General features: G+C 66.3%; 11 protein-coding genes. 2 read left to right on the top strand and 9 right to left on the bottom strand.

Annotated features, from left to right (window positions below):
• Positions 1 to 113: 113 nt before the first annotated feature.
• The 7 genes from E2C05_RS21315 to E2C05_RS21285 all read right to left on the bottom strand — a co-directional run bounded on the left by E2C05_RS21315 (position 114) and on the right by E2C05_RS21285 (position 10,197).
• Positions 114 to 824, bottom strand: coding sequence for an IS6 family transposase (locus tag E2C05_RS21315; RefSeq protein ID WP_133221670.1), 711 nt, complete (start codon positions 822 to 824; stop codon positions 114 to 116).
• Positions 825 to 911: 87 nt separating this feature from the next.
• A complete protein-coding gene (locus tag E2C05_RS21310; protein ID WP_133221669.1) occupies positions 912 to 4,829 on the bottom strand; it encodes a CHAT domain-containing protein in 3,918 nt (1,305 codons plus the stop codon).
• A gap of 8 nt (positions 4,830 to 4,837) precedes the next feature.
• Positions 4,838 to 5,245 carry a hypothetical protein gene (locus E2C05_RS21305; RefSeq protein ID WP_133221668.1) on the bottom strand — a complete coding sequence of 136 codons (408 nt, stop codon included), beginning with the start codon at positions 5,243 to 5,245 and terminating at the stop codon, positions 4,838 to 4,840.
• A 109-nt stretch (positions 5,246 to 5,354) separates the two neighbouring features.
• Positions 5,355 to 6,422: a G1 family glutamic endopeptidase gene (locus E2C05_RS21300; RefSeq protein WP_158292277.1), complete on the bottom strand. Its 1,068-nt coding sequence runs from the start codon at positions 6,420 to 6,422 to the stop codon at positions 5,355 to 5,357.
• A gap of 1 nt (position 6,423) precedes the next feature.
• Positions 6,424 to 7,335 carry a phosphatase PAP2 family protein gene (locus E2C05_RS21295; RefSeq protein WP_133221666.1) on the bottom strand — a complete coding sequence of 304 codons (912 nt, stop codon included), beginning with the start codon at positions 7,333 to 7,335 and terminating at the stop codon, positions 6,424 to 6,426.
• Between the two features lie 32 nt (positions 7,336 to 7,367).
• Positions 7,368 to 9,203 carry an adenylate/guanylate cyclase domain-containing protein gene (locus tag E2C05_RS21290; RefSeq protein WP_205082933.1) on the bottom strand — a complete coding sequence of 612 codons (1,836 nt, stop codon included), beginning with the start codon at positions 9,201 to 9,203 and terminating at the stop codon, positions 7,368 to 7,370.
• A 610-nt stretch (positions 9,204 to 9,813) separates the two neighbouring features.
• Positions 9,814 to 10,197: a hypothetical protein gene (locus tag E2C05_RS21285; RefSeq protein ID WP_133221664.1), complete on the bottom strand. Its 384-nt coding sequence runs from the start codon at positions 10,195 to 10,197 to the stop codon at positions 9,814 to 9,816.
• Positions 10,198 to 10,542: 345 nt separating this feature from the next.
• Here E2C05_RS21285 and E2C05_RS21280 point away from each other — a divergent pair, with 345 nt between their 5' ends.
• Complete coding sequence (locus E2C05_RS21280) at positions 10,543 to 11,358, top strand: hypothetical protein (protein WP_133221663.1); 816 nt, start codon at positions 10,543 to 10,545, stop codon at positions 11,356 to 11,358.
• Between the two features lie 481 nt (positions 11,359 to 11,839).
• Here E2C05_RS21280 and E2C05_RS35470 read toward each other — a convergent pair whose 3' ends face one another.
• Together E2C05_RS35470 and E2C05_RS21275 are read right to left on the bottom strand one after the other, a co-directional pair.
• Positions 11,840 to 12,235, bottom strand: coding sequence for a DDE-type integrase/transposase/recombinase (locus E2C05_RS35470; RefSeq protein ID WP_408901628.1), 396 nt, complete (start codon positions 12,233 to 12,235; stop codon positions 11,840 to 11,842).
• A complete protein-coding gene (locus E2C05_RS21275; protein WP_200306834.1) occupies positions 12,163 to 12,666 on the bottom strand; it encodes an IS6 family transposase in 504 nt (167 codons plus the stop codon). The genes E2C05_RS35470 and E2C05_RS21275 overlap by 73 nt, the downstream gene beginning before the upstream one ends.
• A 552-nt stretch (positions 12,667 to 13,218) precedes the next feature.
• Here E2C05_RS21275 and E2C05_RS21270 point away from each other — a divergent pair.
• Positions 13,219 to 13,635, top strand: a complete 417-nt coding sequence (locus E2C05_RS21270) for a PTS sugar transporter subunit IIA (protein WP_240046819.1) — start codon at positions 13,219 to 13,221, stop codon at positions 13,633 to 13,635.
• Positions 13,636 to 13,752 lie beyond the last annotated feature (117 nt).

The following is a 13,752-nucleotide window of genomic DNA, read 5'->3' as shown; positions in this document are numbered from 1 at the left end:
GCTTCGCCGGCTCGGGCGGCAACAGCGGCTCCACCACCGCCCAGAGCGCATCAGGGACAAGGGCTCTGCTCATGCCACTCAGAACGCGCCAAACCCGGTTCTGTTAGACGCTTTTACTCCACCACCCGGGCACAGGTCTCCTGCCGCCAGATCCGCAACGCCTGGTCGCGCGAGCGACGATACTGACCGGCCGTCATCAGATGCCGCCGTGGACGGAAGTGGCCATAGATCATCGCGTGCGCTGACAGGAACCACTGTGCATGCTCAGGCGACTTGAATCGCTGCATCTGTCGCTCTCGCCGTCGCGTCGGCTTATGTGAGTTCTCGGCACGGTTGTTGAGGTAGCGGCTGGTCCGAGGCCGCACGCCGGGGAGGACTTCGCGCTGCGCGACGCCGTAGCTGCGGAGCCCATCCGTGATGATTTTGCGAGGCTTGTACTTCAGGCCGACCAGCAGACGCTTGAAGAAGCGCTTGGCGGCTGTTGCATTCCGCCGCTCCTGCACGAGGATGTAGAGCACAACGCCGTGCTGGTCCACCGCGCGCCAGAGATAGAAGAGTTCACCGTTGATCTTCAGGTACACCTCATCCATGTGCCAAGTGTCGCCCGGCCTCGGCCGCCGCTTGCGCAGCTTGGCCGCGAACTCCGTACCGAAGCGGAGGCACCAGCGCCTGATGCTCTCGTGGCTGACCACCACGCCCCGCTCGGCCAGGATCAGCTCGATGTCGCGTAGGCTCAGGCTGAACAGGTGGTAGAGCCAGATGGCATGGTGAATGACCGCGGCCGGGAAGCGGTAGCCTGGGTAGGTGGCGGGCTCGGTGGGCATCCGCCCAGCTTGGCCCGGCTGGTTCGTTCCAGCCAGCGGTCAGCAACGTGACAATGCCTGCCGGATCCTCAGCCCGTCTTCTGCAAGTCAAAGTTTGCCATCAATGAATTCGGCCAGCATTGCCTCGACCTGTGCCGCTTGTTGGACATGGCCCAGCTTGCGATAGGCCTCGGCGCTGCGGCCGAGCACTATCCGCGCTTCGTCTTTCTTGCCCGCCATGGCCAACACCTGACCAAATGTCCGGCCGACCACAGCCAAGCCCTTGGCATGCCCGAGCTTAGCGAACAGTGACCAAGCTTCTTGCAGGTACGGGATCGCCTGATCGTATTGGTCCCGCTGCATCTCGATCCGGGCGATGTCCCACAAACTGGATGCGATCCTGTCGGCGTCGCCCAGGCCCCGATGGACCGCGAGGCGTTCCTCTTGCAGCATCAGAGCACCATCCAGGTCATCTTTATGGAGCAAGATGTTGGCAATCCGCCCTTTCAAGGCGGCGACCGTGAGCGGCTCTCCGAGTGCCACAAAGACTGCTAGTAGTTCCTCCCGGTACACCCTCAGCGCCTCGTCCAGCTCGCCCCGACGCGCGAGGATATCGGCGATCTTGCTCCGGGTGATAGCGGCCTCGCGCACATCGCCCAGCCGCAGGTAGACCGGCAGCTCCTCTTCGCGGCGTATGCGCAGCGCCTCGTCCAGTTCGCCCCTGGTCGCCAGGATGTCGGCGATTTTGCCTCGGGTGATGGCGGCCGCGTGCACATCGCCCAGCCGCAGGTAGACTGGCAGCTCCTCTTTGCGGCGTATGCGCAGCGCCTCGTCCAGTTCGCCCGTGGTCGCCAGGATGTCGGCGATCTTGCCCTGGGTCACGGCGGCCGAGCGCACATCGCCCAGCCGCTCAAAGATCGGCAACTCCTCTTCGCGGCGGATGTGCAGCGCCTCGTCCAGTTCGCCCCTGGTCGCCAGGATGTCGGCGATCTTGCCCTGGGTCACGGCGGCCGAGCGCACATCGCCCAGCCGCAGGTAGACCGGCATCTGCTTCTGGCGGCGGATGCGCAGCGCCCCGTCCAGCTCGCCCCGATCGGTGAGAATGTCGGCAATGCCGCCGCGGGCCACCGCGAGCTGGTGCTCGTTGCCGCGCTGCCGCTCGACCGCGCACATCCGCTCATAGCTCGCCAGGGCAGCGTCGAGATCGCCGGCTCGCTGCTGCCGCTGACCGAGCGCGAACAGGAAGCTGCTGAGCTGCCCGAGCTCGGCCTGGGTCGCATCGTCCGCGAGCTGCACCGCGCCACCCTTGTCCAGCACCGCCTCGGCCGCGGCCCCCTCGCCGGCGGTCTGCAGCGCCGCCGCGGTCCGGGCCAGCAGGCGCAGCGGCACGGGGCGGCCCGCCGCCTCGAGCAACGCCACCGCCGCCTCGCCGAGCCCGCCGCCGGCCGCCGGCTGGCCGTCCCGCTCCAGGCCTCGCACGGCACCTTCGGCGCAGGCCTCGACCACTCCGGCATCGCCCGCCAGGAGACCGAGGCGGGTCAGTGCGATGTCGGCAGCATGCGGTCGGCGCAGGCGGTCCTCGCTGCCGCCCCAGGCCGCGAACAGCGCCGGCAGGGCGAGTGGGGCAAGACTTGTCCGCTCGGTGTCGCTGAGCGGGGCGAGGCGGCCAGCCGCGAGGCCGTTGACGTGCAGCGCCAGGGTGCGGTGCGCCACCAGGTCCTCGGAGGGCACCAGCAGGCCGAGGTCGCGCAGCCGCCGCGGCTCGCCGCCGAGTGCGGTCTGCAGCGCCGCAATCGCCGCTTCGGGCACCGGAACCTGGAACAGCGTCACGGCTCGCAGTAGGTCGCAGCCCGTCGGCCCGGCAAGCCCGAGCAGCGCGTCGATCGCCAGCTCCTGCAGGAACTTGCGCACCTGCTCGGCGCGCGGCAGATCGCCCGCCCCGAGATAGGCCGCCACCTCGTCCAGCACCGCCCCGGCCTCCGCGACTGGCACCGCCGGGCGCAGCACCAGGTTCGCCCCGAGCAGGTCCTGCAGTCCGGGATTGCCGCGGGCCAGCCCCTGCACTCGCTCCAGCAGGGGCAGGCGGGCCTCAAGTTCGGCCGGATCCAGTGCCGCCCCAGTCTCCGGCACCTGCGCTGCCTTGAGCTGGCGCAGGGCAAGCTTGCGCCGGGCGGTGTCGCTGAACTCGCTCAGCTCCAGCGCGGCCAGCCGGCCCACGAGATCCTTGCCTTCCTCGACCAGGTTGAAGGCAAAGCGGCTGGTCAGCAGCAGCCGGCTCTGGCTGCGCCTGGGCTCGAAGGCCTGCAGCAGGGCGGCCAGCACCGCCCGCTCCTCCGGCATCGCCGTCTTGACCTGGTGCCGCCCCCCGGCCGGATCGGGATCGAGCACCTGCTCGAGATCATCGACCAGCAGCAGCAGCGGCTTGTCGCCCGGCCTGGTCCCGGCACATGGTCCGGCCAGCAGTGCGATCAGCAGGGTCTGCAACGCGGCAGCACCACCGTCGCGCACCTTGGCCCGCCCTGCTTCCAGCATCTCGTGCGCCGGCGCATGCTCCTTGAGCACCCTGTCCAGCGCGCTGACCACCCCGAGTGCGCTGTAGTCGCCGAACACCACCGCGAGTGTCAGGTCGGGACGACGATCGACGAGGCGCGTCGCCAGGCTCGACTTGCCCAGCCGACCCATCCCGTGCAGCAGCACCCCGGTCCGCTCGCGTCCGGCCAGCACCCGCAGTGCCTGCTGCAGCTCGCGCCGCCGGCCGACGAACATCGCCGGGCCGGCCACCTCCAGCTTGGCATCCTGCTTGACCAGGAGCAGTTGCTTGTGTCCGTTGCCGGGCTCCTGCAGCGAGCGCGGCAGGCCATCGCCCGCGACCACCGCCCCACCGCCCTCCGGCCCCACCCAGATCCGCGCCAGGTGCCAGTCGCGCCGCAGCGCCTCGCTTTCTCCCTGCAGGCGTACCCGCAGCCGCGCATTGCCCTGGGCATCCTTGCCCTCTGGCCCCCCCCCCGCCGCGCCGGCGCCGTTCAGCAATGCCCGGCGCGCCGCCGCGGCGGCCAGCGGCAGGTCCACACCTTTGCCCAACTCGTCGTAGAGCTCGCGCGCGAAGGCCGTCGCCGCCACATCTGCTACCGAGCCATCCCAGCCCAGCACCGCAGGCAGGCCAGCCCGCACCAGCCGGCTCGCCAGGCTGTCCGACACCGCCTCCGGCCCAGCCTGCTCGCCGGCCGCGGTGAGGCAGGCCGAGAGGAACAGCAGCCGCGGCTGGTAGCCGCCGAGTGCCTCGAGCAGCGCGCCGGCCGTGGTCGGCTGCTGATCCCCGTGCGCATCCTCGAGCATCAGCACCGACCGCGGCGCATCCTTGCCGTCGCGGCCAAGCCAGGCATTCTGCCCGTGGCAGGACAGGTGCAGCACCGACAGGGTCGGTCTCAGCCGGGCCAGCCGGCGTCCCAGCTCCTCCGGATTGCCGCTCTCCTCGACGAACAGGTCGAGTTCGCGGCCGGCCGCGCCCATGATCGCCGCCTCCTCGGCCTCATGGTCGAGCTCCGGCCCGCCGCCGCACGGCGCGGCGGCCATGAAGGCCACCCCGAGGCGGTAGGCATCGAGCTCCGGCACATCCTTCGCCGGCATACCCAGCCGGCGCAGCGGCGCGTAGCGCAACTCGTCATCCGCCGCGAGGAAGCCCTCCCGGTCCGGCTCGGCCAGCACCTCCCAGGGCGCCTGAAGCACCGACCAGGCCGCAGCCGAGGGCTCCAGGGGTGCGCGGATCTCCAACCGAAAGGGCCGCGGCAGCCCCGGCCTCAACGCCGCCAGCCAACGCTCCGGACCATCCAGCCAGGCATACAGCGCGTGCCCAACCGAGAGCAGCGCCGCTGCCTCGCCACGCTCGCGTGCCAGGGCATAGCGCCGGATCAGCGCCAGCAACGGCTCCGCATCAAGCGTACGACGCTTGTCAAACCCCGCCAGACCACACACCAACGATACGTGGGAGGCCTCGCAGATGAGGAAGACACCCTTTGATACCGGCATGGTGACTGCTACCTTGGCTTAGCCGGCGAGGAATCGATTGCTGCAATCAAATCGAGCAGACGGTCGGCATCAAGACTGGCAACCGTGTGCTGGTTCGGTGCCTCGCTGGCGGTCAGCAGATACACTTCAATCTGTTTCTCGGCCTTCAGCTTCTGCGCGGCTTCGATCACTGCCTGTGCCTTACGGTGCTTTCTGATCCGATCAGTGATATCCATCACCGTCAGCACAGCACTCGGGAGCGAGACGAGCAGGGCGGCGAGCGAGATTGGATCGACCGCCTTTCGCTCGGCTTCTGGCAGCGCAGCGGCTTCGGTCCGGTGCACCCGTACCCTCTCACCGTCGGTCAAGACCATGGTCAGCTGGTCTGCGGCCGTCGCGGTGTTTTGGCCAGCAAGGACAAAGGTCAACTCGGACATGGTGTCTTCCTCCGATCAGCTGTTGTCATCGCCAAATTTGGGCAATGTGGCCTCGACCTGTGCGATCACTTGAAGCCCCATGACCGCGGCTGAGCCATGCTGTGCCGCGTCAGTCCTTGAGCACGTAGGTCACGCTGATCTGCGGGTCAGGCGGTTCCAACGGACCTGGCTGAGTGACGTGGCCAACCGCGACACGTGCCGTGCGGCGTGGCGACATGCGGCGATTGAAGAAGCGAAGAAGCCTGGGGCTTACGGGGGCAAGATCGCTTCTAACACCCGAGCCTGGTGGACCCGACAGTGTCGTCGAGCACTGGCTGAACCGCACGCTGCCAAAGTCGGGTGTCGGCCACGGAACCCGAAGCAATGGCTCCTCCGGCTGCTCGCCGATCCATTCGGCCGTCGCGCCCTCCACGGTGATAGGTGGCTTGCCGGGAACGAGGCTTGCCTCCATGTCGACGGTGGCGGTGATGCCGGTAGCCTCGTTCTTGAAGGCACAACGGACGTTGTGCGGATCGAGCACTTCCATGTGGCAGGTCACCGTGTCGCCGCCAGACACGCTCGGCACGTCCAGGCGGATTTCCTGTGAGGTCCATTCCCTCAGCCACCACTGGATGAAACACGCACTCGTCGCGTCTGTGGACGGCGCATTCGTCTTGAGGTGATGCACGGTTCCCATCTGGGGCAAGCTGCGGCTCCATCCATGGAAGCCGTCAAGCCCGATCCAGGCCGAACACTGCCATCCCAACGCAGGGCGCTCTGTGTAGGTACCTGGCTCTATCAATGGGGCGCGCCAGGTAGCGGAGACCCGGGTGAACCTGAGGCCCCGCCGGGACGGGACCATACCGCCAGCCCAGTTGAAGCTGTTGAGCACGCGGCTTGTGAGCACGCGCCTTGATACCAAGCTTCTTGTGACAAGCTGTCTCGGCGACGGCAGGGCGCGGCGCTCAAGCCTGATCCCAATTTTTGCCTCCGCGAACTTGGTGGGAGGGCTGTAAAAACTCCTCCAGCGCGCATAGGCACGAGGCTCGAGCTCCGGGCTTGGACGGGAAAGCAGGCCAAACCGGTTCAGCTCTTCGGCTGTGGCCGTGAGCGGGTCGAAGTCTGAACTCGGCGGCGCGTAGGTGGTGATTCGCTGATCGTTGACCATGACGGTGCGGTCGAGGTCGTCATTCCGCATGTCACTGCCACTCCATCTCGGCCTGGCCATGCGTCGTCTTGTAGTGCGGCAGATCCTTGAGGATATCGAAGATGATGTCCGCCAAATGGGCGCCAGCCTTGGTGTCGCTAGGGTAGTGGAGCCCGGCAATCTCGCGGTTGCGGCCGATGCGGCCAGCGAGCGTTTTCAGCAATGGAGAAAGGACATCCTTCCTTGCCCCTTGCAGGGCATTGCTGAGGCACAGCGCCATGAGGTGGGCTTGGGTGGAATGCCCGCTTGGGTGGGACGGATGCCCCGGCGTCGGCAAAGGTGACAGCAGCGCGGGCAGCAGGTGCGAAGGCCGAGGGCGAGGCTGATTTTTCGTCACGGCGGGCGGCGACGACCCCGCAGGGATGGACTTCCGGCTGGCATGCGCCTTGGCGTAAACGGTCGGGGGGATGGCGACCAAGCCCGCTATCTGCAGCAGGCGTGCCGTCGCCGGGTGGGAACCCGCGTTCACAGACAGCAGGTTCATGAAGTAGCTGGCGACGCTGAGGTAGCTTTCGGCCTGCGCGAGGATTTCCCCCATGGCGTCGGCACGCTCGTCCTCCGCCATCTTCACGAGCTTGTCCAACTCCTCCGATGTCAGCGCGTCATCCCAGGGAGCAAGGCCATTGCCTGTGTTGGGGTCGAATTCAACCTTGGAACGCCAGTCGGTCTGCGTGAACTCGTCGACCACGAGCCACGCATACCATTCCGAGTTCCAGTTCCGCTCTTCCCAAAGATCCTCTTTGAGGCGGAGGCTCGCGACCGGGACATTCGGATTGGTGCCCAGCGCTGCCGTCTCGGTCACGAAGGGCAGGTCAACACGGTCAGTGAAGAAGTCGCCACCCCCGCTGGAGACACCGAGATTGCCTGAATTGCCCATGTTGCCCATGTTGCCCATATTGTTCATGTCAGATCTCCTGTCAGGTTCGTCGTGAATGCTCAGTCCGGCAGACCTGCGGAGCGGAGGTTGCCGACGTAGAGCGCCCGGATATCCGGTGGCAGCGGCGTGCGCCGGGCATAAGCTGTCAGATTGAAGCCAGGTGTCACGGCGAGCAGCCGCCCGGCCATCTGGCGGGCCTCGTCGAGACGACCGGCCGCGACCAGCGCGACGATCAGCATCCTGAGGTTCGAGGCGTCGCGGCTGTTACGCGCCGACGAACGGCCTCCCCACAAGATGGCGAGTTCGTGGTTGCCGTTCAGGAGATGCGACTGGCCGAGGATCTGCTCATAGAGGAACCCAAGCGGATCGAAGGGAGACAACCGGATGGCCCGCTCGGCGCGTGCGACCGCTTCCGCCGGGCTGCCGACGTAACCGCAGGTGATGGCGCTCAGGCACCACGCGTAGGCGCAGTTCGGCCCGGCCTCGGTGGCGCGGTCGAGGAAGTGCATCGCGGCAGCATAATCCCGCGACGCGAAGCTCATGATGTGGCCGTAGATGGCGAGGCCGAGCGCGTCATTTGGATCTCTCTCGAGGGCGAGCGCCGCGTTCCGCACGGCCTCCGCCACGTCGGCTTCCCGATCGACGCTCCACTCCTGAGCGAGGCGAAACGTGTGCCAGGTTGCGGTGTGCGAGTACGTCGGTGCGAAGCCCGGGTCGAGGGACATCGCCTGTTGGAAATGGCCGCGCGCCAGGGTGAAGGTGCTTGGGTCGAGGCGATAGAGAATGTCGAGCCCCTGCAGCAGCCGGTCGTAGGCTGTCAGGCTGTCAGGCGGCTTGCGGCGAGCGCGACGCAGTTCCTGGTCGCGGACCGAGGGGGCGATGGCGCCGACGAGCCTGGCCGAGATGGTATCCTGGATATCGAACAGGTCCGTCAGCGGCCCTTCGTGGTGCCCGGTGCGGATCACGGTCCCAGTGCTGGTTTCGGTGAGTTCGGTCGTGACCCGGATACGATTTCCCGTGCGACGGACGGTGCCGCTGAGGGCGTAGTGGACACCCAAGGTGCGGCCCACCTCAGAGAGGTCCTGCTCGCGGTCGGTGAAGGTATGCGCCGAGGCACGCGAGATGACGAGCAGCGGCTCGATCCCGGTGAGGAGGTGAACGATCCCCTCGCTGATGCCATCTGCCAGCCTGCTTCCGGTACCTGTCCCTTTGCCACTCAGATTCCGAAACGGCAGGACCACGATCGCCGGGCGACCATCCGGAGCTTCTCGCGCTAGGGGCGCCAGCAGAGGCGTTCCCGGCGGTGGTGGTACTGCAAAGGCCCTGACGGGCTGCATATGCTTGAGTGAAAGCTGCCCAAGGTCGCATAGGCCGACACGTCCCGCGGCCTGCAGGCACTCCGCAACCGCAGCCGATACCACGAGCCCGCCGGGCTCGGCGCTTGCCTGGAGGCGGGCAGCCAGGTTGACCCCGTCGCCGAAGGCGTCGTCGGCCGTGACGATGATGTCGGCCAGGGTCATGCCCATCCTGAGAAGCATTGGAGGCGCACCTTCGGTGGCGCCTTTCAGGATCTGGATCTGCTGGATCGCCAGCGCCGCGTCGGTCGCGGCGACGACGTTCTCGAAAAGCGCGAGGAAGCCATCTCCGGTGTATTTCACGATCCGTCCGCCGGCCTCTCCGATGGCGGGCGCGACCACGCCGGCCATCAGCTCCGACAGGCGGACGTAAGTCGCCTCCTCATCGTGCTGCATGAGCCGGGTGAAACCGGCGATATCCGCCGCAAGGACGGTGAAGGTTCGCCGGGAGTGCAGGGGACGTTCCGTCAGCTCTGCCGAACTGGTGGCCATCCTCCGGGCATAGATTCGTCGTTGGTCGCCCGATCGCTCGAGCGGCATGCTTGGCACGAAGGTACGCGCTTGCTGTGGCGACGTGAGGGGGTCGTGGGCCTCACGAGCCGTCGCACGCGGTACATGCATCGGAACCACGACCTGCCGCATGTCGATGACCCCCGAGCCGGCCCCTACCTGCTAGCTAGGTCGGGTACCTGATCGAGAATGTGCGCCGGGGCACAACACTCGATCCTCAAATAGATTGCATTTCGCAATATCTGATCAGTCCGGTATTGCACCGGAGAAAATTAGGTGTCTGGTTCTTGTGAATATCAGCGCCGTGGGCGCCTGTAGATCTACCCACACTGGGGTTATGTAACGCCAGCATAATTTTGGGGGTTGATCCGCAGGATGTTGAGGGCGGGAGGGGCGGCGTCGCCATCCCTGAGCCGAGAACTCGCGACGCTGGAGACTGACGCCGAGGGCACCAGCCTCCCGCCTGGGCTGGTGGAGGGCGTCACCAGGAACGCGGTGATGGTGCAGGCCCTGCTCGACGACCTGGTCGGTGGAGGCTCGATCCGACGACCTGTTTGCTGGTCATCGGGGACGGCGAAGGCGCTATCCAAGGCTACCCAGATTACCGAGCAGTCTCGAGCCGCATAACGTCATCTCTGGATCACAGGTCTGCCGTTCTCAACATTGAGCGGGACATCCCTGACGAGGGTGGCGGCGATGCGGCAGTGTCGCCGAAGTCGCGGGCCAACCGATGGTCGCAGCGGCGAACGGTCTCGATCTTCCAGGCGCCGGTGTGGACGTTGGCCGCCGCCATCATCGGTTCATGACAGCCCGCGTCGCCGATGATGCGCTGGAAGAAGAGGAATAGCCGCCGTGCCTGGTGCCGAAGTGGCGCGGCGCCGCTGCAGTCCTGCACATTGACCGCAGGCACGCTCACCGCGAGCAGCATGCTGATGAAGTCGATCAGCAGGTAGCACTTGCGGTTGACGACCGTCTTGCCCGTGCTTCGCTGGCCGGATCGGCGATGACGCCGAAGCCTGTTCATCAGAACCAGCGAACCACAGGCAACTCATGTGATTCACCTCCTCTCGCGATGGGATCTCACACCGTAGGAGATGATCTGCAAGGAACGGGCAACAGAGCCGCAACGCTTCACGGTAAATCCGCATCATCAAACTTCGGGATCAAACACGTTGGCGCGTCATCAGCAGCGAGCCGACCTCGTCGTTGATGGTCAGCCGAATTCAGGCCGCGGCCTGCTGTGCCCGTGCGCACGGAAGCGCGGCGCCGCTGTGAGTTAGATCAAAGGACCGCGCAGGCCGACGCGGCTAGCGCCTCGGCGTCCCTGTTGATCGCCGCTGCGCGCGACACACGAGCGAAGGAGAAGATCATGTCTCTTGCTGAAGGCAGCGTGGTGAAAGGCAGCGGCGCCGAGGTCTACGTCGTACTGGGCGGGCAGCGGCGATGGATCGTGTCGGAGCAGGCGCTGAACGCCAGCTACGGCGGCTGGGCCGCTGTCCGCAACGTCGCGGACGCCGAGTTGAACGCGCTTCCCCTCGGTGCCCCGGTCGGGACCATCCCGGACGGGACGCTCTTCAAGGGCAGCGGACCGGAGGTCTACGTCATTCAGGGCGGGCAGCGCCGCCACGTTCCGAACCCGCAGGTGCTGGAGACGCTCGGAGGCTGGGCCAAGGTCAGCCTGATCCTCGATGGCAACCTGAACGCGATCCCGAAAGGTGCCCCCCTGCCCACGCAGGGCCCGGTATCGATCGGTCCGGTGGAGGTCAGCAAACAGGAGGAGGTCGGTAGCAACAAGACGATGCGGACCAGGGCGGTCCTGTACCGGAACGGGCACATGGACATCGATGTCTACACCGAATCCCGGCACCTGACCGAGGGCCTGCGCGGCCACCTCTACATCACCTGCATCGACGACCAGGGGCGCGCGCACTGGGTGACCGACGAGTTCGTGTGCACCACACGGGGAAGCGTCCCCGATCTTTTCACTCCGAGCAAGGGGACGAACGCCTTTAGCGTCAACCTGCCCGAGCCGGTAGGGCGTCTGACGGCTAGGCTTGAGATCCACCACTCCACCGGCCCTCTCGGCGACGCGCTGGCAGGCGTGAAGAACTTCATCGCCGGGACGAAGGACGTGTACGACGAGATCAAGCCATTCTTGGAGAAGCTGACGATGGCGATGGCGTAGCGCGCCACGCACCGCGTTCAGCACGGCAGGCGGCTCGAGTGCGTGGAGGCAGGTGAACGCCTCCACGCGCCGACCAGACCACCCAGCCGGACCAACTCGCAAAAGAGCGGACTCTGTTGGCGAAGTCTATACTCGGGGCAGGTGGCGGAGTTGGATCGAATTCTCAGCTCGGAGACCTCCGGTGCCGTTCCGCCCACATCACTCCACTCGCGGTCGTCGCCCAGAACCCAGTCGCCTATGCCGCCGGGAACACCTCTCGGCCGTGACACGTCAGGTCTACCGGGCCGACTTCTCCGCCCGGTGCAGCCGGCACGACCACCAGCCCCTACAAGCAGCGCCGGAAGCCGTCGCCGCCTATCTCGCCTCCTGCGCCACGACCCATGGTCGCGGCGCGCTGCGCCGGCGGCTCTCCGCCATCGGCCAGGGGTTCTGTCAGAACAGGTGCCAGACCCGGTTATGTGAGGCGAAAGCCAAGGTCATCCTACGCCGCTTCGAGAATAGCCAGCACGCTGGTGGCACGATGGAGGTGAAGCGGGCGACTGCGGCGAGCAGCGACGTATTGGATTTGGCGGGTGCAGGGACGGAGGAGGTTACGAAGCTCATCGTAGCTTCGGCAGAACCGCTCCGCTGAAGCGAAGTTCTTGAAACCCTTCATACATCGCGTTCGCCCTTTGATGCCGCGATGGTCTTGTTCTAATCGATGGTTCTTGTAGGCGCTTGTCCACTGCTCGACACCGCGGCCGAGCGTTCTGCGGATTGCCCGCGGGTAGGAGCCGTGCCCGTCCGTGGTGACCTGATCAGGCGTCACGCCCGTGACCGACTTGGCCGAACGAAAGAAGGCCTGGGCCGCCGCCATGTGGCGGTGCTCGCTGAGCATGGTATCGACCAAGTTGCCGTCGCGGTCGATGGCCCGATACAAGACGCCCACCGGCCCCGCACCTTCAGGTATGTCTCATCAACCTGCCAGCGGCGACCGCGGGAAGCGCCCTTGCCGCGGCGGCGCTGGCGGAGTTCGTCGGTGAGCGCGTGCGCGAGCTTGGCCTCCCACTCGCGCACGGCCTCGTAGCTGAACACGATGCCGCGAATGAGGAACATCTCGGCCAGGTCGCGTAGGGTCAGTCGGTAGCGCAGCTGCCACAGCACCACCAGCGCGATCACGTCCGACGGGTACTGGGCGTGGTTCAGCACGGTGCCGGAGCGCTCATTGTACTGCTTGCCGCAAGTCCGACAGCGGAACCGGCGGTAGCCTTGGGCAGTGCGCTCCGGCCGCTCGGTCACCTCGGTCGAGCCGCAGGCGACATAGTCCATCCTCGCTCTCATCCCTTGCCGAGCCTAGAGCCGGAGCCTACCAGTCCTACCCTGGCCGGCCAAACGGGCCAGTTGGCGCAAAGCCTGGCAAAACCGGTGCGCTGCGCTAGGCCGAACTGGTCGCCGTCGCACGCGAGCATGTCGATTCACCACCGATGCCCTGCAGCTGCAAATCCCGCAGAGCAAAACCGATACCGCGATGCGGAGGGCCGAGCTCGTTGTTCAGCCTGACAAAGGCTGAGTGTGAGGGAATGCCCCAGCGTGGCGTAGAGCATTGGCAGGTAAGCCACGTGATCGCTCGAGCGGCGTCGCGCGGAGATATCACGCTTCCTCCAGAAACTTCGTAAAGCTGCCCCTCGGGTTGCCATCTGGTAATCGGCTTGGTAGGCGGTACGAGTTCATGGATATATGACGTGCGGGTGCCCCTGCATTCCACGCACTAAATCATAGCTTCGCTCGCGCCTACCCGTCGGGCTCCCTGACTGTGGCGAGTATCGGCCGATTCGCGCCGAATGCGAGCCGATGCCACCGTACTGCGGATGGGAAATAGCGATGGGTATCACCAACCATCTTGCCGAGGCCAATGTCATTCTCGACCTTGACGCCACGAGCAAGGGAGGCGTTCTGAAGCTTCTGGCGGCCGTGGCAGCGCGTCGGTTGGGGCGCGATGAAGCCGACATCCTGACAGCGCTGCGTTCGCGGGAACGACTGGGTTCCACAGCGCTCGGCCGGGGCGTCGCCCTACCGCATGCGCGTATTGAAGGCGATTCTCCGCCGCTTGCCCTCTTCGCCCGGCTGCAGCGTCCGATCGACTTCGAGGCGCGGGACGAGGAGCCGGTGGATCTTGTCATCCTCGTCCTTTGGCCCGAGGCGTCGCTCGAAGGCTTCCTGCCAGCTCTGTCTGACACCTGCCGCTCGCTCCGGGAGCCTCAAGTGCTCCGCCACCTGCGCTCTGCCAAAGCGGCGTGAGGTGGTCCCCGGATCTCGGACAGGCGGGTAAGCTCGGTTCGCCTGTGAGAAGGACGGCCCTGGATGACGGGCAAGCGGACGCGGTACTCGGCGGACTTCAAGGCGAAGGTAGCGTTG

The sequence above is a fragment of the Paracraurococcus ruber genome, from assembly GCF_004353985.1.
Lineage (GTDB): Bacteria > Pseudomonadota > Alphaproteobacteria > Acetobacterales > Acetobacteraceae > Paracraurococcus > Paracraurococcus ruber.
The sequence above is the reverse complement of the archived record's forward strand: the minus strand, read 5'-3'. Positions and strand labels throughout refer to the sequence as shown.

Coding starts and splice junctions, on each gene's coding strand:
- E2C05_RS21295 (WP_133221666.1), bottom strand. CDS start 7,335: ATGAACAATATGGGCAACATGGGCAACATGGGCAATTCAGGCAATCTC.
- E2C05_RS21290 (WP_205082933.1), bottom strand. CDS start 9,203: ATGCCGCTCGAGCGATCGGGCGACCAACGACGAATCTATGCCCGGAGG.
- E2C05_RS21300 (WP_158292277.1), bottom strand. CDS start 6,422: ATGCGGAATGACGACCTCGACCGCACCGTCATGGTCAACGATCAGCGA.
- E2C05_RS21310 (WP_133221669.1), bottom strand. CDS start 4,829: ATGCCGGTATCAAAGGGTGTCTTCCTCATCTGCGAGGCCTCCCACGTA.
- E2C05_RS35470 (WP_408901628.1), bottom strand. CDS start 12,235: ATGCTCAGCGAGCACCGCCACATGGCGGCGGCCCAGGCCTTCTTTCGT.
- E2C05_RS21315 (WP_133221670.1), bottom strand. CDS start 824: ATGCCCACCGAGCCCGCCACCTACCCAGGCTACCGCTTCCCGGCCGCG.
- E2C05_RS21285 (WP_133221664.1), bottom strand. CDS start 10,197: ATGAACAGGCTTCGGCGTCATCGCCGATCCGGCCAGCGAAGCACGGGC.
- E2C05_RS21305 (WP_133221668.1), bottom strand. CDS start 5,245: ATGTCCGAGTTGACCTTTGTCCTTGCTGGCCAAAACACCGCGACGGCC.
- E2C05_RS21275 (WP_200306834.1), bottom strand. CDS start 12,666: ATGGACTATGTCGCCTGCGGCTCGACCGAGGTGACCGAGCGGCCGGAG.
- E2C05_RS21280 (WP_133221663.1), top strand. CDS start 10,543: ATGTCTCTTGCTGAAGGCAGCGTGGTGAAAGGCAGCGGCGCCGAGGTC.
- E2C05_RS21270 (WP_240046819.1), top strand. CDS start 13,219: ATGGGTATCACCAACCATCTTGCCGAGGCCAATGTCATTCTCGACCTT.